The sequence below is a fragment of the Edaphobacter bradus genome, assembly GCF_025685645.1.
Classification (GTDB): domain Bacteria; phylum Acidobacteriota; class Terriglobia; order Terriglobales; family Acidobacteriaceae; genus Edaphobacter; species Edaphobacter bradus.
The window spans coordinates 1325649-1341391 of record NZ_JAGSYF010000002.1 but is presented as its reverse complement, the minus strand read 5'-3'; the positions used below and the strand labels follow the sequence as shown (position 1 = coordinate 1341391).

The window sequence follows — 15743 nt, the reverse complement described above, 5'->3', positions numbered from 1 at the left end:
CATGTCAAAAGAAAAACCGAGGTTCCAGATTCGTGTGTGGAGAAATCAGGAAAAATTCTTTATTTCTGCCGAAAATCCACTTAAATCACCTGTCTCTGTTCACATCCTTCTTGCCGCCTCTGCCCGCTTGTTCACAAATTTGAATCGCATTCCGGCTGTTCTTTCAATCCCACCGGGATGGAAGACCATCGCTCAGTTGGACATCAATTTACTCGGAGATGACCCCAGCATGGTGGAAGCATGGAACTCCAATATAACGGTGACGGTATCTGAAGCGACAGGAACGCAGGTCGACCCAAACAGGATGACAATCGTAGCGAAAGATGTGGAGACCGCCTCTTATTAATTAGAGGCTTCTACAGATTATCTTGCTCGAAAGAGAATAGCCTCGGCCGGATTTTTCAGAGCAGACAAAATATTCTCAGCGATCTTTTCGATTAACTTGTTGCCCCAAAACGGATCAGTCATATCGTAATAAATCACCCTAACGTGACGAATATCGAATGGAACATCCTCCTCGTTGGAGGACACAAGGACAACCGGTTTTTCTAATGCATGAGCAATCCCGAGTTCATACAATACATTCGGATTTCTGCCTGTTAACTCGGCCACAAGTATTCTTGCCGTATGAATACCGTTCCAAATCTGATCTATTATTTTTCCCGTCCCATATATTTCAGCGTCCGCCCGTATCGCTCTAAGTTGGGCTTTTTCTATAGCTGGCTTATATATGCTTGCATAATAGCCGCCGAGTGGATCGGCAAAGGGCATCATGACGAAGCACGTATCAGAAGCACTGATACTTAGACCCTTCGAAAGCTTTTTTATCTCCTCTGTGACGACTGAAGATGACGTTGAAGGTGATTCGGTTATATCGAGAACCCTTTGCTTACCTCCAGCAACATCTTCGAGCAACTCCGCTTCCTTCAGAGATTTCACGAATACTTCTATGAAATCGATCGCTCTTTCTTTTGGCACCGAAAAAGAATCAATTGCCGTATTTAGCAGGAACTGTTCTTCCGGAAGGTTTTCACCTCTGTAACGTTTGTAAAAGTCGGAAATGACAGGAGCATTCAAGATAGCTTGGCGCAGTCCGTCTATTCGGTCATTTGCCGCTTGTGGACGAAGAATCCGTCTCGCTAATTCGGTGGGCCTAACCTTACCTGGGGATGGCCTTTCAAGCAGACCGTATTTGAGCGCAGAGCTTATCTCAACCGCAATTTCGCCACTCCAGCCCAACTTCGCAAATTTTGCTGCGTCGCGATCCACACATTCACCGCCGGCGTTCTGGTCAAGAATTCCAGCTGGAATTCTCAGGCAGTTAAGGATCGTATGCTTCGGAAAGGCGAGTGCTCCGCGCTTGAGCCCCGCTCCATTGTCAGAATCCCTTTTCTTAGAGGGCTTAGAAGTACGCTTTCTCGCCACTACCCTTTTTTCGCGCTTTTGGAGAGTTCGAGGCTTAGCTTTGGATTTCGGGTTATCTAACTCAGAAACAGCTTCCGTCTCATTAGATTGTTCTTCAACCATGGGCAGTCCCTTCGTCCGTAAATATTCACAGCCGGGTGCCCCATCTTCGCACCGAAAGCGCTAAGATGAGGCAATTTTCGCGGCAACGAAAATCCGGATACTACGCTGACACTCGGCCATCGTGCTCGGATTAAACATTACTTCGCAATCATTTCTGCGCTGAGGTGAATGGAACCGCTGGCAACAACCATGTTCCGCGTCCAGTCTTGGTATCCTGTTTTCTTAACAACGATCTGGTGTTTGCCAGGTGTCAGATTGATCGTGGATGGTGTATTTCCGACAAAATTCCCGTCAACCTCGATGTCACAGTTTGCGGCATTTGCGTCGACGGTTACAGCAGACTGAGCCGCGGACGCCGTTTGTACCCCACCATATCCACCCTGACCGTACCCGCCCGCGCCATAGCCTCCAGAGGCCGGCTTCAGTTCGCTAGCGTGCGCACTCCAGTGTGTCTGGATCGCGGAACATGCATCCTCTACAGCACCACCAACCGAAAGAGTCGACTTGCTAAAGATTGAATCACCGGTCTTCTGAGCAAACACGGCAATCTTATCCTTGTGAGCGAACACGCTCTTGCCGCCTTCGTGGTCCAGCTCAACAACATAATTGCTCGCGTCGACGCGATTGTTAACCAGTACCTGTGGGCATTTCTGTCCGAAAGTCTTGATGATCTCAGCGGTCTGAGGACGTGCTCCACCGTAGGAGGAACCTCCGAAAGACCCATTTGAGCCGCCAGCGCTCCCGCCGGCCGACCAGGAGTTGCTATCGGTGATGAACACTCGCGGCTTATCGGCGTCGGATGGTGAAGCAGTTGGTTGTTGAGTGAAGGCAGAATTACTAAAGAAAAGTACTGCAGCAAGCACAAAAAGGCGGTTCATTTCTAGCTGACCCTTTCTCTATTGTTGGGGCCAGTTAAACCTAATTGCAAAAAAGAAATTGCACAACCACAAAATCCTTACATTCAATAGATTAGGCGAGCGGGTGGCCCACCCATCAAACCCAGCCAACAAATCGGGTGCCCCATTCATCGCGGCCTCATCGCGATGGGTGGGTTCCGCTCTGCCCTGAGCGCAGTCGAATGGGCGGGAGTGGAGGCGTAGCCGGAACGACTGAATCGCCTTTCTCTCCCCAGACCCACACTTCAAATCCGAGCGGATGCCGCGTGCCCCATCCTTCGCGCATTTTGCGAAGGGTGAGAATGTACAATCGCCACCATGCCAAAAGAAGAGATCCGTCTCGGCCAGTTAGTCGTCCGATTCCTGCTCGACGGTCCCGCCTCCAACAACTCGATCGCGATGTTTGAGCTCGACGTCCCCGCCGGAGCCAAGGTCCCAATCGCCCACAGCCACGACGCCTACGAAGAGACCCTCTACGGACTCGAAGGCGTCCTCACCATGACCGTCGACGGCCGCCCCACCGAGCTCGGCCCCGGAGACGTCCTCTGCATCCCCCGCGGAGTCGTCCACCGCTTCGACAACTTCCACTCCACCACTTCCAAAACACTCGCCGTCATCACTCCCGGCATCCTGTCCCCGGACTACTTCCGCGAGATCGCCGCCGTCGCCCGAGCGGCCGCAGCAGCCGGAACCCCACCCAATCCCGCAGCCATCGGCGAAGTCATGCGCCGCCACGGCCTCACCCCCGCAGTAAGCCAACCGCGCGCTTCAATGTGAAAAAAAATCCCCAAAAATTCCTGTCAAGCCCCCAAACCACCCAACCCCATCAAACCAAACGACTTCCCCGTGGCAGACCAGTTATCCAAATCCGCTATACTTAAATCAGTTGACCAGAAAAACCAAAAGCCCCGGCCAAGCCGGGGCTTTACCCATTAGGAATGAATACTTTGCCACACATCATCCTCAAAAACTCAACAAAACCAATACTTTGCATCAACTGGAAAAACGAAGTCCGGACCTAAAGCATTTCGATTGAAGACTTTGCACACATTAAGGTAGGAGGGGGGGGTATCTCCATCGCTCCTGAAACGACACGTCAAATTGCGCAAGCTCCTCACATCAGATACCTTCATCTCGCATCGAGAGGTGCCGGTATGACATCGCGCAGCGCCTTACATCTCTCATTCCAAGCCGGACTCTGTCTGCTCCTGACCGGGGCCCTCACCGCAACCCAGCTCGCGTGCAACCGCGGCAAAATCCCGCAAGGACTCCCTACCTTCGAGTTGAAAAGCGCCAGCTTCTCCGGCGACACCATCCCGAACCAATACTCTTCCTGCGGCGGCGAGGCAAACGACTCTCCCGTACTCACCTGGCAGTCGCCGCCCGCCCGCACCCAAAGCCTCGCCCTCATCGTCACCGACCCCGACGCCCCCATCGGAAACTTCACCCACTGGGTCCTCTACGACCTCCCCCCGGACACGCGCGAACTCCCCCAGGCAATCCTGAAAAAGGAACAACTCCCCAACGGCTCCCGTCAGGGCGTCAACGACTTCGGCGAGATCGGCTACGACGGACCATGCCCACCCGACCCCTCCGCCCACCGTTACGTCTTCGATCTCTACGCCCTCGACACCAAACTGAACCTCCCCGCAGGAGCATCGAAGAAGCAGGTCATAGCCGCAATGAACGGCCACATCCTCGCACGCGGCCAACTCACCGGCCGCTTCCAACGCTGATTCGGGGCAAGGACGGGCGGCCCACCATCCAATCGAACCCGGAAACCACCGAAGAACAGGAGGCCTCAAAATGAGCACCAAAGATCCAGCAGCACCTGGTTTGAAGGAGAGAGCCGTACAGGAGTTCAAGGACTATCTCATCATTTCCTTGTATCTGGCCTTTTTCTTCTGTGCCCTCGTGGCCTACACCAACCTGCTGATGAGTAAGTATGACGTCACCCCTCTGAACTACACCTTCGGGATCTTCAATGCTCTCGTCATCGGCAAAGTCATCTGCGTTGGAGAAATGGTGAACGTTGCCAAGCATGCCGAAGCCAGACCGGTGTATCAGTCTGTTCTCATCAAGGCAGTCATCTTTAGCCTGCTGGTCCTCGCCTTCCACTTCGTCGAGGAGTTCGTCAAACGCGTCATTCGCGGCGAGCCTTACGGAACTGTCTGGCACCATCTCAACCCCGACCAATTAATCGCCCGGTCGATCATCATATTCAGCACGTTCATCCCTCTCTTCGCCTTCATGGAACTTCGCCGCGTGATGGGCGAGGAGGAGTTCTACGCGCTGTTTGTCAAACGCGCGGACAATCCGGGCCTCTCCGCCAACTGACCCTTAGGTCGGATGACTCGGGTGTCCCACAGAAAACCCTGTCAAGCCCCCAAACCACTCAACCCGTTCCCCATCAACAACATACGAGTGGCAGAGTAGTTCCCTCAATCCTATACAATAGAAACATAGCCACAAAACCAGAACGCCCCGGCCAACACCGGGGCTTTTTCCTTTTGGAATGAAGACTTTGCGAGCGAACCGCAAACAAAAACCCAGGAGAATCAATACTTTGACGATCAGCCAAACCCGAAGTCCGAACCTAACCCAAATCGAATGAATATTTTGCACAAATTGCCGGGAGGGGGGTACCTATCGCGCTCCACCCCGAAGCGGCTGCAAGTCCTGGTCCATCATCCCGGCCAGATCACGCGCCAGGTCAGACCCCTTCGGCTCGGTGTACGTCCCAAGCTCGCCCTTCAGCTCGACGTCCTTCTTCGTGCTCCCAAGATCCTCCACGCACGGAGTCGACGTCATATACGACGCCGTGAAACCAATCGTTCGCTTCCCCAGCGTCTGCTCCTGGATCACCACATGCAACGCCCGGTCGGCGCTCGCCGCCGTCTCCACCAGGTCCACGCCTGCCAGCGAATGCACCGCCTGACGAATCTCCACTGCGCGCTGCCCGGTCGGATCGTCGCCCGCAACGGTCACCAGCACCCGCACCCTGCCCACCACCACCGTGCCTGCCGGCGAGCACGTCAACACACCTTTTTTCGAGACCTGCGCCGCACTCACCAGCGCATCCAGTTGGGCCTTCGTCAGCCGGTTCAGCCCGACAGCGTTGAAGTCGCTCGCCGCAACTCCCAGCGCCTGCTGCACCGCTGGAGTCCACACCGCCACGTTCTTCGTCGTCGTCGTCGTCGAACTCCGCGGCTTATGACTCGCCGTCTGTCCCGAAGCCGAAACCCCGGCAAGAACCGCACCCGCCACGAAAATCCTAAAGAGACCAAACCCCGTCATCAGCCTTCCCTTCCCGAACCTCAACGATAGACCACATCCCACATCCTTTCGATGCAGAATTCAGCCATCCCGTCGGCATCCAACAGATATGAGAGAAGGGAGCCCTCCAATGAAGCCCCTGCGACTCAGCTCTCTCGCCCTCGCGGCAACGTTGCTTCTCACCGGCTGCACGCCCCCGCCCAGGCCGGTACCCACACCGCCTCCCCGTCCCACTCCAACTCCAACCCCGAGGGCTGACACCCGCCTCTTCTCCGGCGATTCAGGGTTTGGCGGCATCCTGCGGAATGATCGCTCCGGCTCGAACCCAGCGCTCGACCGTAGCAATGTCAGCATCCGATAACTTCGACCTCGGCGGCATCGGCATCGGGTCGTCCTGTGGCCCCTCATGCCGGATCAGCCGCACCAGCAGGCTCTTCGCCGGATCGCCCGGCACGATCACAGCGCCGTCATGGCCGCCTTTGAGGATTCCGGCCCTCGTTGCGAGGCTCAAGCCGCCACGATGGTTCATCCCGCCGTGGCAGCGGTAGCAGTTCGACTCAAGGATTGGCTGCACCTTCGCGGTGTAGAACTCCTGCTTTGCGGCCTCTTCGTCCGCCGCGGCACGCGTCCTGCCAGGACGCAGGGTGAATGCCGTCACGGCAAGAGCCACCAGAGAAAAAACCCGAACTGCCTTCATCAATCCTCCAACCCGCCCGTTATAGAAAAGTACACAGAATCGCCTTGATTACTTACGCTGGAGGCGAGCTCTCTCTAGCATAAAAGATGCTCTGGCGTTCCGCGCCTCCAGAAACACTGATGCGCCTGAACGTCTTCCAATCTGCCGCTTTGGTCTTCGCAGGGCTCTTACTGATGCCCGCGACGCTGCTCGCCAAGCCAGCGCACCACGTTGCGCGTCACGCCGCGCATCACTCTGCCGCTGCGCCGACGGCCGCGAGAAAGCGCACCCACGAGAGAGCGGCCGACGACGCCGCAGCCAAGCCTCATAGACGGCGCAAGAAGAGCCGGCGCCGCCAGCAGGACACACTAGAACCAGTCAACATTAGCCGCGTGCGTGCCCGCTCACACGCGCAAGCTGCCGGAGACGCAACTCACCTCGCCTCGACCGAAGACGACGCCGCTCCCTTGAGCGCCGCCGACACAGCTCCGCGCAAGGCGACCTCTGAGGACTTTGTCCGCGCAGCCTCCGGTCTTCCGGCCGAGCCTGACAACACCGGAAAGTCCGCCACGGGAGTCTCGCGTCCGCAGGAGGACAACGAGGCGGCCCCGCGCACGCCTGCGACCGGCACAACGCCGCCCGCTGCCGAGCCCTCCGCTTCGGAGGCGAGTGTTCGCCGTCAGGCAGTGAAGCCAGCGCAAGAGGCCAATCAGGACGACGCGTCAGCCCCAATCGTTCAGCCGACGCTCTATAACCGGCGTGGCCGTCTCATCGTCCCTCCGCCTCTCAAGGGCTCGCATGAGATCCTTGTCCGGCAGAACGTGGTCGCAGACAGTGAGGGTCTCAGTCGCATCAAGGATGACGACGACCTGAACGACATGCGCGCGCAGCGGCTGCTGGTCTCGTTGCCCGTCAGCAACACCCTGCAGGTGGATGATCGCCTTCCCGCAAACCGCCGCTATTGCAGGCCGTGGACGGCTCGGTTTCTCGCTTCGCTGGCGCAGGCGCACTATGCGCGCTTCCACACGCCGCTGCAGGTGAACTCGGCAGTTCGCACGGTGGAGTTTCAGCAGCGGCTGCAGCACGTGAATGGAAACGCCGCGCCCGCAGAGGGCGAGACGGCATCGCCGCACCTCACCGGGCAGGCAGTCGACCTGGCGAAGCATGGCCTGTCGATGACGGAGATCGCCTGGATGCGCGGATATCTGCGTCCGCTCGTGCAGCAGGGAAAGATCGACGTCGAGGAAGAGTTCCAGCAGAGCTGCTTCCACATCAGCGTGTACAAGCGGTATCTGCCGTCGCCCGCAGCAAAGACTCCCCGGCGTGACGTGGCCACGACGCGGCACGGAGGGACAACAACAGCTTTGGCGGCTGCTATTCGTTAGCCAATTTTCTGCAGGTGAGTGAAGAGAGCCGCGCATTCAGCGCGGTTCTCTCTTTTTTGCGGCAGCATTTGCTTTATGCGCGCCGGCCGGCTCGCGCTGGCCGGTCTGCCAGCTCAGGAAGGCAGCGTCGAGGGCCTGCATGTTCCGAATACCGTCGGAGCCTGGGGCTGCGAAGCTTCCTTTGCCTTTGAGGGCCTGGGCAAAGCTATCGAGCATGCGGGTGTAGCCGTCGCCGTTGTCAACCGTAGCCGTCTCGATGACCTCTCCGGCGCGACGCATGACGAGGTCGACCGGGCGATCGACGGTGAGGCCGTTTTCTGCGATGAGCACGCCGTCGGAGCCGGTGATCTCGACCAAAGTGCGGTACGGCGCGCGTGCGCTGCAAGTGATATTGGCGAAGACGCCGCCCGTCATCTCAAGCTGAAGCGAGGCGATAGCTTCGACTTTTTCCCGCACGTGGAATCTACTGGCCAGTGTGCTGATGCTTCGTACATCCTCGCCAAGGACGAAGCGAAGCGCGTCGATGCAGTGCACTCCGACGTCGGCGATGGGGCCGCCGGTCGCGAGCGTGGGGTCCATGATCCACTTGCGCTGAGAGCGATCGGCTGGATAAGCGAACTCGGCGTGAGCAAGCTGGGGTCTGCCGATGTGACCGGCCTTGATCCTGTCGCGCATCCACTCGAGCGAGCGGTTATAGCGGAAGTTCTGGGCGACTCCGAAGAGAACGCCGGCCTTCTCTGCCGCGGTGTTCATCTCGCGGGCCTCGGCAGCATTCATAGAGAGTGGCTTCTCGCAGAGCACGGCCTTGCCGCTTCGAACAGCGAGCAGAACGTCGTCCTTGTGCATGGCGTCGGGCGAGGTGATGAGGACGACATCCACCTCCGGCGAGGTGCAAAGCGCCTCACGCGTTGGGAAGTTGTGCGGGATGCGGTACTCGGCGCTGTTCAGCGTGGCGGCTGCCTGGTCGCGGCGCCACATCCCCGTGAGCGAGGCGTAGCGACAGGTCGGGAAGGCGGGAAGGAGACGGCGAACGGCATGATGACCGAAGCCCAGGATCGCGAAACGAACGCGTGGCGATGGCATTGAAGTTGTTCTCTCTCCACCTGGGAGGGTGCTTGATTCATCTTGTCATATCTTGCGTTTCCTTGAGTGAGAACACGAAGAAATGAGCTGCCGCAGTTGTGACAGTGAAGGAACTGTCACAGGCCATTAATGGAGGCCAAGGCAGCTATGCGCGTGTCCCTAGCGGAAAGCTGCCGGTGTAGGACCCGCCCCCGGGCGTTGCTTCCGGGCTCTTGTGGGGGGCAGCGCTTGGCCATGCAAAGAACATTTTGTTGGTCCGGTCGTCTACCGGCATCCTTTGCCCTGTTTTTCCGCTTAAGAGGTTAGGAAGGGGGGAGGAGAATATGTCGAACCATTCATCACACTTCGGATTCTGCCTGCCCTATCACGGCATGCGTTTGGCCGCATTTCTACTGACCACGGTGTGCGTCATGCAGACCAAGGGCTTTGGAGCCGCCGTCGGTGGTGCCGTCCTTCGCCTTCTCTGGCCCTCCTGCCGCAAGTTCGTGCGATCATGGGCGCGGCAATCGTGTCCGTTCTCTTCGAGGCGTAAGACGTACCAGCTTCTCTCCGACGACTCGCTGGACAGGATCGAAGCGGTGGCTCTGCCCGGAGTGCGAGACAGCATACCTGGCATTGGTACAAGCCGCTAGTGGGCGGCGTTCTTGAAGATCTGCTCGGCGAAGAAGTTCTCGACCTTGGACTGGTCGCGAAGCATCTCGAAGTAAGCGGCCTTCAGCAACTGCGAGCGGCCGTCGCGGAGCTGCTGGCGGATGGCCTGCTGGACGCGAGGGTCGTTGAGGTCGCGCTGGCCCGCCGGCTCGCGTGAGATGAGCTTGTAGATGGCATAGCCGATCGGCTTCTTCGTCTGCCCATCGATCAGAGGAAGTATCTCGGTGACCTGGCCGGCCTTCAGCTTCGAGATCTCGGTAAAGATCGCGGGATGGTCCGCGTGCAGCCTGGATTCGGGCACGAAGCCAAGGTCGCCGCCACTTGACGCCGCCTCAGGGTCTTCCGAGAAGTTCGCAGCCAGCGAACCAAAGTCTTCGCCGCTGTCGAGACGGCTCTTCAGCGCCTGAATCTTCTTCTTCGCCTCAACGTCATTGGTCGCCTTGCTGCCCTGCAAGTTGACGGGCTGCTGCGACGGCACAGCGGTGACCTGAATCTGAGCGAGGTGGTACTGCGTCTCGATGAGGTTGAACTCGGCCTTGTGCTTGTTGTAGTAGCTGGTGACGTCGATGTCGGTGACCGTGATCTTGGAGTCGATCTCCTTGGTGAGCAGCTTGTTAATTGTGAGGCTGCGGCGGATATCGTGCTTGACATCGTCGAGGGCGTGATTGGAGGCCTTCAGCTTCTCCTGGAACTGCTCCTCGGTATAGGGCGCCTTCATCTCAGCGAGCTTGGCGTCAACCTCTTCGTTGGTGGCCGTGAGGTTCATTTTGGCGGCGCGCTGCTCGACGATCTCCTCGTCGATGAGATTGCGGAGGACGCTGAGGCGGAGCGCGTCGGCCTGTTCGGGCGAGGGCTGCTGCTGAGATTCGCCGAGCTGGCCCTGATAGGCCTTGTCCATCTCGGTGTGCATAATCGCCTTGCCGTTGACCGTCGCGACAACGTCAGCACTGTGGCCGCGATTGCAGCCGGCGATGGGCAACAGGGCCGCTGCCGCGGTGAGCAGCGCAACAGAATGCAGTGTGCGGGCCGAAAACCGTGAGGGAGAATTAGCCTTTGCTTCAGTCAACCAGTTCGTCACGTAAAAACTCTCCTGCATTCATTAAATGCTAGTTTCCGGGCTTGCCAGCAGGGGGTACCTGCGGCGATGGGACGGGCGCAGCCGGAGGAGGGGGCGGCGGCGGTGTCTGACCGGATGCAACCAGAGCATTGTCAATCATCTTGTAGACATACTCAAGGGGCACGGCGCCCTCGAGCTTTTCTCCGTTGATGAACAGCGCGGGAGTCGAGTCTACCCCAAGCTGCGTGGCCTCTTCGATGGAGGCCTTCACCGCGGAATCGTCCTGCTTGGCGATGCAGGCGTCAAGCGCGACGGAGTCGGCCTTCAGGCGTTTGCCCTCGTCGCGGGTGAGCGTGTCGAGGGTCTCGTGGGCCTTGGCGAGGCTCTTCTGTTCTCCGCCCATCTCGGCTGCGTGGGCGTGGATGTAATCCACGAGGTCCCAGTAACCGGCGGGGTTTTGCGCAGCGAGGCAGTTGGTGTCGATGGCTGCACGCATTGCCCAGGGATGTTGATCGAGTGGAAAGTCGCGGTAGACGATGCGGACCTTGTTTCCGTACCTATCCAGCAAAGCCGGAAAGAGCTGCGCATGCATCTTCGCGCAAAACGGACACTCGAGGTCGTCAAAGCCGACGATCAGGACCGGCGCATTGGAAGGACCGCCGCGCGAGGGACGTCCCTCGCCGCTGACCAGCGTCCTGGGGTCTTTGCTGATGTCGAATTTGTTGAACTGGGCCAGCGACTTGTTGTCCTTCGAGAGAAGGAAGGTCATGGGCTTGGAGGTCTTGCCAGCGGAGAAGAAGGTGACGGTGATCTCGTCATAGCCGGGAACGCTGCTTGGATTGCGAGGGCCGATGAGAACGTCGTAGTCCGGAGGCAGGCTGGCGCGCGAACGAATGAGCACCTCGACGCGGCGGGCAAGATCGGGAGGCAGCCTGTCGCCGCTCGCGGAGGCAGGCTGTCTGCCGGCGGAACTGGCAGAAGACTGACCGTTTGCGGCCCCCTGCAGATGGAGAGGCACCTGGGCGTGACATCCGGCAGCGGCCAGGGTAAAGGCAAAGAGCAGTGGAGAGAGTTGCTTCAAACCGGTCAACACAGAACCTCGCCCGATTATCTCACGCGGAGGCTGGCGGAATGTTCGGAACCCAGCCAGCGATCTCGAGACTCAGAAGAGCCGCTCGGCCCGGCGAAGATTGCCGGCTGAGCCGATGTTGGCCAGCGTGAGGTTGAACCGGTAGGCGTTCTCGTTACGGACCGAGCCCAGCTCGTACTTGCGATACTCCACGCTGAAGCCGCAGCAGTCCCAGTTCCACGAGGTCTGCAGTGCGCCGTACTGCACGGTGGAGAGACGGAGATCGAGCCCAACATTGGCAGCAACGCCAAGGCCCTTCCGTGTAGGGGCTCCGTAGCCGAGCAGGAGCCTGACCTGATTGAAGTCCGAGACCGGCGACGAGGTCCCCTGGCTCGAGCCGAAGGGCTGCGTGTAGAAGCGGCCGGGAGCGTTGAGCCGCGCATAGCTGAAGCCGGAGAAGACGTTGCCCTCGTGGAAGTCGATCAGGACGTTGTTGGAGGTGAACTTCCTCGCTCCGGTATCGACATCGAAGTCCCACTCGAGGTCGAACTTGTCCGAGGGCTGAAGGCGGAGCCGCGAGATCAGAGGAGAGATGTTGCGCGGCTCGGTGAGAAAGGCGATTCCCGAGAGATCGAGCGTCGTCTGGAAGATGTTACGCCGTTTGGCTACGACCGCCCCCCCGAAGGTCGGGTCGAAGAAGTACTTCTGGGTGACCTTCCAGCTGATAAGCTCGCGGTTGCGGCAGGGAGCGGAGGGTGCTTCATAGCTGGTGTCGTAGCCGGGTGCGGCGGGCATGGCGAGCGCGTTTCCCTCGCTGGCCGCGCAGGCGCCGGCCTTCTTGCGCTGGCGCACAAAGATCCGCTGCACCACTCCGTACTGCACTTCGTTGGTGTTGCTGACGATATCGGAGTCGTCAAAGCGAAGGATGTTGGGGAAGTTGTCCACGCCTGTGACATAACGGTAGGTGACCTCGGGCTGAATGGTGTGCTTCACGTCAGAGCCAAAGAGCCTGTGCACGAGGGGCGAGCTGAAGGTGCGCTCGAGGACGGGCGCACGCACATCCATCTGCAGTTCCAGATCGGCGCGGTTGACGGCGCTGACCGTCTCGACGGGTATCGGCGAGGTGTAGGGAGTGTGCCGGCCACGGGTGTAGATGGTCTCGCGCACGCCGATCGAGGGCATGAAGCGCCAGCCATCGGCGCCGAGAGGAAGCGCGAGCTGCGGGTGCAGGTCGAAGCGCCCGGTGAGGCCCGTCGTCGAGAAGTTGGGCTGGACACGCTTGAGCCCGGCGAGGGAGCCGTCGGCGCTCCAGAGAAGATGCGATCCTCCGATGGGGTGGTCTGTGGTCGCAAGATCGAGTGAGGGAGCGTGGAAGATGTGGATCTCGCCCTCAGGGAGCGTGGCCGTCGCGACCTGTTTCAGCCCCTGGTAGCGATCGGCGCGCAGTGAGACCGAGTAGCCGTCGGCCTCGTGGGTGGCGTAGCCGATCGAGAGGATGTCGCTGGAGACTGCCTGGTTGAAGTTCTCACTGAAAGCCTCGCGATAGGCGAAGGAGCTGAGGTACTCGAGATCGGCGGCGACGCGCGTCTGATCGGAGAAGTCGTAGCGGCCGGAGAAGACAACATCCTCGCCGCCCTGGTTCACGTACTTGCCGCCGGTGTAGTAGCCGCGATCGAGCAGGCCGTTGTAGTGGGCCGTGGCGAAGTTGTTACCCAGGCCGCGATAGCGGAAGGTCGCCGACTGCTGCCATCCGCGGCGCGAGAAGTACTCGGCTCCCACGGTGAGGTCGGTGCTGCGATTGATCGCCCAGTAGATCTGCTCGCCAAGGACAATGCCCTTCGTCGAAGTATCTCCGATGACCGGAATCAGAAAACCACTCTGACGCTCGGTGGTGTCAACCGGATGCGACACGTAGGGCAGATAGAGCACCGGCATATTGATCACGCGGAAGACGCTGTTGCGCGCCGTGGCCTTGTCGCCATCGACCGAGAAGCGGCCGGCGAAGAGCTGCCAGTCCGGGTTCGGAAGCTGGCAGGAGGTCACCGAACCGTCGTAGATCTCATACTGCTGCGGGCCGGTCTTGACGACCAGGCGGCCGGCGAAGAGGAATGGATTGCCGTTCGAATAGATGACGCGGTGTTCGGAGTCCTTGAGTCCGACAGAGCCAGTGACGTCATAGAAGCGTCCGGTCTGCTGCTTGAGATTCATAGTGCCATGGCTGGCGCGGATGATCTCGTGGTTCTCGCCGCCAGTGGCTTTGAGGTGGCCCGCGGCGTTCAGTTCCTCGGTGGAGCTGTCGTAGTCGATGTGGTCGGCCTCGATGCGGCGGTCCTTGTAGGTGATGACAGCGTTGCCGTCGAGGGCATAGCGGTTGCCGGTCTTCGACTGCCGGTCGGACACGATGCTGACCAGCGTAGTGCCTTCGGTGTCCGGGAGGACGACAGCCTCAGGGTAGCGTTCCAAAGACGCCGCAGGGTCAGGGACATCGGGCAGCGCGGTCGGCGCCGGAGAGGCCTGAGTTGCCTGACTCGGCACCTCCTGCGCAATCAGCCGCGACTGTGGATGACTTGCCTGAACCAGCGTGATAGTTATCAGGAAGTAAACGGCCCTGAAGGACAGAGATGTGCGGGTTCGGGCCTTGCGGCTGATGAGGCCTTGCGGCAGCAGAAAAGAGCCTCGGTTCGGTTCGGGTTCGAAGGTTGTGAAACGCACCACTCTCTGAGGCTAAACGATTTCAAGGAAGCAGGTTTGGTTTTGAGCGCCATGAGCTCAGCACAGCGAGAGATACAGCCAGTTGACGAAGCCAGTGTTGAAACGGAAGCTTATGAGCCGTTTGCGCTGAAGCAGCAGATCGCCGAAAAAGTCGCCGCGCACCGCGCCCGCAGAACGCAATCGACCGGGCCGCAGCTAACGACGGCGGCGGCTTCCGGTTCGGCCGCTAAGGCCCGCTCGGCGCGCATCGCCGCGGCGGTCGCGGAGCGCTACGCGCAGTCGCAGAGCTACCGCGCTTTTCTGGCTGAAGAAGCCGAGAAGGCGATCCGGCAGGCGGAGGCCGCGGCCGAAGTAGCCCGGCGCAGCGCTGAGGCCGTTGTGGCCGCGCAGTATGAGCTGCTGGCCGAGCTCGACCAGAACACCGCAGAGCCGGCTGCTCCGACATTTGTTCACGATCCGGTGAAGACACCCGCTAGCGCGGGAGCAGCGCCCGTCGCTCCGAAGGCCCCTGCTCCAGAGGCTGCGGTCCCTTCCGTTGGATTGAGGGTGCAGCTCTTCGAGGATGTCTCGCTGAGCTCGCCGCAGCCAGTGGTCGCAGCGCGTGCCGGGCAGGCTCCTTTCATCGACGACGACGAGCGGATGGCGCTTGATGAGGAGATCGCCTTCCGGCAGTCTCCTGTCTTCGAGGAGACGGTCCCTCCGGTCGAGATTCCGGCCAACCTGATCGAGTTTCCCCGGCAACTGGTCGCAGCGCGGCGAGCGCGGCCTCGCCTTGCCGAAGGGCCTCTGCGCGACGAGGCAGACCACGCGCCGGATGCCTCGCAACTCCGCATCTTCGAGGTGGAAGCGACGCAGATCTCGACCGCGCCTGTGGTCGAGTCCGCCGCGCCGGAGTGGTCTTCGATCCTGCTGAGCGCGCAACCGGAGCCAGTGATGGTCCAGGCAGCGCTGGAAGAGCAGTACAACCCGGCGATGGTCCCGCAGACGGCGCCCCTCAGCCTGCGCCTGATGGCAGGGATCGTCGACGGCGTCCTCGTGACGGCGACCGAACTCATCTTTATCGCAGTCTTTGCATTGACCGCGAATCACTTCAGCCAGCCGGGAACGCTGCAACTTACCCCACAGGCGGCAGCCATCGCGGCCATGGGGACGCTGGCGATCCTCGGTCTGCTCTATCAGCTCCTGTTCTTCACCTTCTCGGAGGCGACGCCGGGAATGCGCTACGCCCGCATCGGGCTGTGCACTTTCTCGGACGACAACCCGACTCGTGCGGCAATGCGCCGCCGCATCTTTGTGCACCTGCTCTCGGCCTGCCCGCTTGGAATGGGATACCTGTGGGCTTTGCTCGACGATGACCGGCTCGGCTGGCACGACCGCGCCACGCGCATGTACCAGCGCAGCTATTAGGCCA

15 protein-coding genes are annotated in these 15743 nt (G+C 59.8%); 7 read left to right on the top strand and 8 right to left on the bottom strand.

Translation table 11 applies throughout. The annotated features are described in order from the left end of the window. Position 1 precedes the first annotated feature (1 nt). The gene (locus tag OHL16_RS11740) at positions 2-346 is read left to right on the top strand and encodes a hypothetical protein (RefSeq protein ID WP_263367314.1); all 345 of its coding nucleotides are present in this window, start codon (positions 2-4) and stop codon (positions 344-346) included. A 17-nt stretch (positions 347-363) separates the two neighbouring features. On the opposite strand, the gene OHL16_RS11735 is transcribed toward OHL16_RS11740, so the two are convergent. After that, complete coding sequence (locus OHL16_RS11735; RefSeq protein ID WP_263367313.1) at positions 364-1527, bottom strand: TIR domain-containing protein; 1164 nt, start codon at positions 1525-1527, stop codon at positions 364-366. A gap of 137 nt (positions 1528-1664) precedes the next feature. Beyond that, positions 1665-2405, bottom strand: coding sequence for a PEGA domain-containing protein (locus tag OHL16_RS11730; protein ID WP_263367312.1), 741 nt, complete (start codon positions 2403-2405; stop codon positions 1665-1667). 336 nt (positions 2406-2741) lie between these two features. On the opposite strand from OHL16_RS11730, the gene OHL16_RS11725 reads away from it, so the two are divergent. The 3 genes from OHL16_RS11725 (at position 2742) to OHL16_RS11715 (ending at position 4760) form a co-directional block, all read left to right on the top strand. Continuing rightward, positions 2742-3200, top strand: a complete 459-nt coding sequence (locus tag OHL16_RS11725; protein ID WP_263367311.1) for a cupin domain-containing protein — start codon at positions 2742-2744, stop codon at positions 3198-3200. A 377-nt stretch (positions 3201-3577) separates the two neighbouring features. After that, positions 3578-4159 carry a YbhB/YbcL family Raf kinase inhibitor-like protein gene (locus OHL16_RS11720; protein WP_263367310.1) on the top strand — a complete coding sequence of 194 codons (582 nt, stop codon included), beginning with the start codon at positions 3578-3580 and terminating at the stop codon, positions 4157-4159. Positions 4160-4229: 70 nt separating this feature from the next. Further along, entirely contained in the window at positions 4230-4760 is a 531-nt protein-coding gene (locus OHL16_RS11715) for a hypothetical protein (RefSeq protein WP_263367309.1), read from the top strand. 309 nt (positions 4761-5069) lie between these two features. Here the strand turns inward: OHL16_RS11715 and OHL16_RS11710 are convergent, their stop codons facing one another. Both OHL16_RS11710 and OHL16_RS11705 read right to left on the bottom strand, forming a co-directional pair. Further along, positions 5070-5690 carry a hypothetical protein gene (locus OHL16_RS11710; protein ID WP_263367308.1) on the bottom strand — a complete coding sequence of 207 codons (621 nt, stop codon included), beginning with the start codon at positions 5688-5690 and terminating at the stop codon, positions 5070-5072. 289 nt (positions 5691-5979) lie between these two features. Further along, a complete protein-coding gene (locus OHL16_RS11705) occupies positions 5980-6396 on the bottom strand; it encodes a c-type cytochrome domain-containing protein (protein WP_263367307.1) in 417 nt (138 codons plus the stop codon). An 86-nt stretch (positions 6397-6482) separates the two neighbouring features. Here OHL16_RS11705 and OHL16_RS11700 point away from each other — a divergent pair, with 86 nt between their 5' ends. Next, on the top strand, positions 6483-7760 hold the full coding sequence (locus OHL16_RS11700; protein WP_263367306.1) for a DUF5715 family protein: 1278 nt from the start codon (positions 6483-6485) through the stop codon (positions 7758-7760). Between the two features lie 36 nt (positions 7761-7796). Here OHL16_RS11700 and OHL16_RS11695 read toward each other — a convergent pair whose 3' ends face one another. Then, the gene (locus tag OHL16_RS11695; protein WP_263367305.1) at positions 7797-8843 is read right to left on the bottom strand and encodes a Gfo/Idh/MocA family protein; all 1047 of its coding nucleotides are present in this window, start codon (positions 8841-8843) and stop codon (positions 7797-7799) included. A 323-nt stretch (positions 8844-9166) separates the two neighbouring features. Here OHL16_RS11695 and OHL16_RS11690 point away from each other — a divergent pair, with 323 nt between their 5' ends. Continuing rightward, positions 9167-9475: a hypothetical protein gene (locus OHL16_RS11690; protein ID WP_263367304.1), complete on the top strand. Its 309-nt coding sequence runs from the start codon at positions 9167-9169 to the stop codon at positions 9473-9475. Here OHL16_RS11690 and OHL16_RS11685 read toward each other — a convergent pair. The 3 genes from OHL16_RS11685 to OHL16_RS11675 all read right to left on the bottom strand — a co-directional run bounded on the left by OHL16_RS11685 (position 9472) and on the right by OHL16_RS11675 (position 14332). Next, positions 9472-10572 carry a SurA N-terminal domain-containing protein gene (locus tag OHL16_RS11685; RefSeq protein WP_263367303.1) on the bottom strand — a complete coding sequence of 367 codons (1101 nt, stop codon included), beginning with the start codon at positions 10570-10572 and terminating at the stop codon, positions 9472-9474. The genes OHL16_RS11690 and OHL16_RS11685 overlap by 4 nt on opposite strands. Positions 10573-10600: 28 nt before the next feature. After that, entirely contained in the window at positions 10601-11644 is a 1044-nt protein-coding gene (locus tag OHL16_RS11680) for a DsbA family protein (protein ID WP_263367302.1), read from the bottom strand. Positions 11645-11713: 69 nt separating this feature from the next. Beyond that, on the bottom strand, positions 11714-14332 hold the full coding sequence (locus OHL16_RS11675) for an LPS-assembly protein LptD (protein ID WP_263367301.1): 2619 nt from the start codon (positions 14330-14332) through the stop codon (positions 11714-11716). 51 nt (positions 14333-14383) lie between these two features. Here OHL16_RS11675 and OHL16_RS11670 point away from each other — a divergent pair, with 51 nt between their 5' ends. Next, positions 14384-15739: an RDD family protein gene (locus tag OHL16_RS11670; RefSeq protein WP_263367300.1), complete on the top strand. Its 1356-nt coding sequence runs from the start codon at positions 14384-14386 to the stop codon at positions 15737-15739. The last annotated feature ends 4 nt before the right edge of the window (positions 15740-15743 follow it).

What these genes read in the sequence shown, in the direction of transcription:
- OHL16_RS11670 (WP_263367300.1), top strand. Translation starts at nt 14,384, where the DNA reads ATGAGCTCAGCACAGCGAGAGATACAGCCAGTTGACGAAGCCAGTGTT.
- OHL16_RS11735 (WP_263367313.1), bottom strand. Translation starts at nt 1,527, where the DNA reads ATGGTTGAAGAACAATCTAATGAGACGGAAGCTGTTTCTGAGTTAGAT.
- OHL16_RS11730 (WP_263367312.1), bottom strand. Translation starts at nt 2,405, where the DNA reads ATGAACCGCCTTTTTGTGCTTGCTGCAGTACTTTTCTTTAGTAATTCT.
- OHL16_RS11700 (WP_263367306.1), top strand. Translation starts at nt 6,483, where the DNA reads ATGCTCTGGCGTTCCGCGCCTCCAGAAACACTGATGCGCCTGAACGTC.
- OHL16_RS11740 (WP_263367314.1), top strand. Translation starts at nt 2, where the DNA reads ATGTCAAAAGAAAAACCGAGGTTCCAGATTCGTGTGTGGAGAAATCAG.
- OHL16_RS11715 (WP_263367309.1), top strand. Translation starts at nt 4,230, where the DNA reads ATGAGCACCAAAGATCCAGCAGCACCTGGTTTGAAGGAGAGAGCCGTA.
- OHL16_RS11690 (WP_263367304.1), top strand. Translation starts at nt 9,167, where the DNA reads ATGTCGAACCATTCATCACACTTCGGATTCTGCCTGCCCTATCACGGC.
- OHL16_RS11720 (WP_263367310.1), top strand. Translation starts at nt 3,578, where the DNA reads ATGACATCGCGCAGCGCCTTACATCTCTCATTCCAAGCCGGACTCTGT.
- OHL16_RS11695 (WP_263367305.1), bottom strand. Translation starts at nt 8,843, where the DNA reads ATGCCATCGCCACGCGTTCGTTTCGCGATCCTGGGCTTCGGTCATCAT.
- OHL16_RS11725 (WP_263367311.1), top strand. Translation starts at nt 2,742, where the DNA reads ATGCCAAAAGAAGAGATCCGTCTCGGCCAGTTAGTCGTCCGATTCCTG.
- OHL16_RS11705 (WP_263367307.1), bottom strand. Translation starts at nt 6,396, where the DNA reads ATGAAGGCAGTTCGGGTTTTTTCTCTGGTGGCTCTTGCCGTGACGGCA.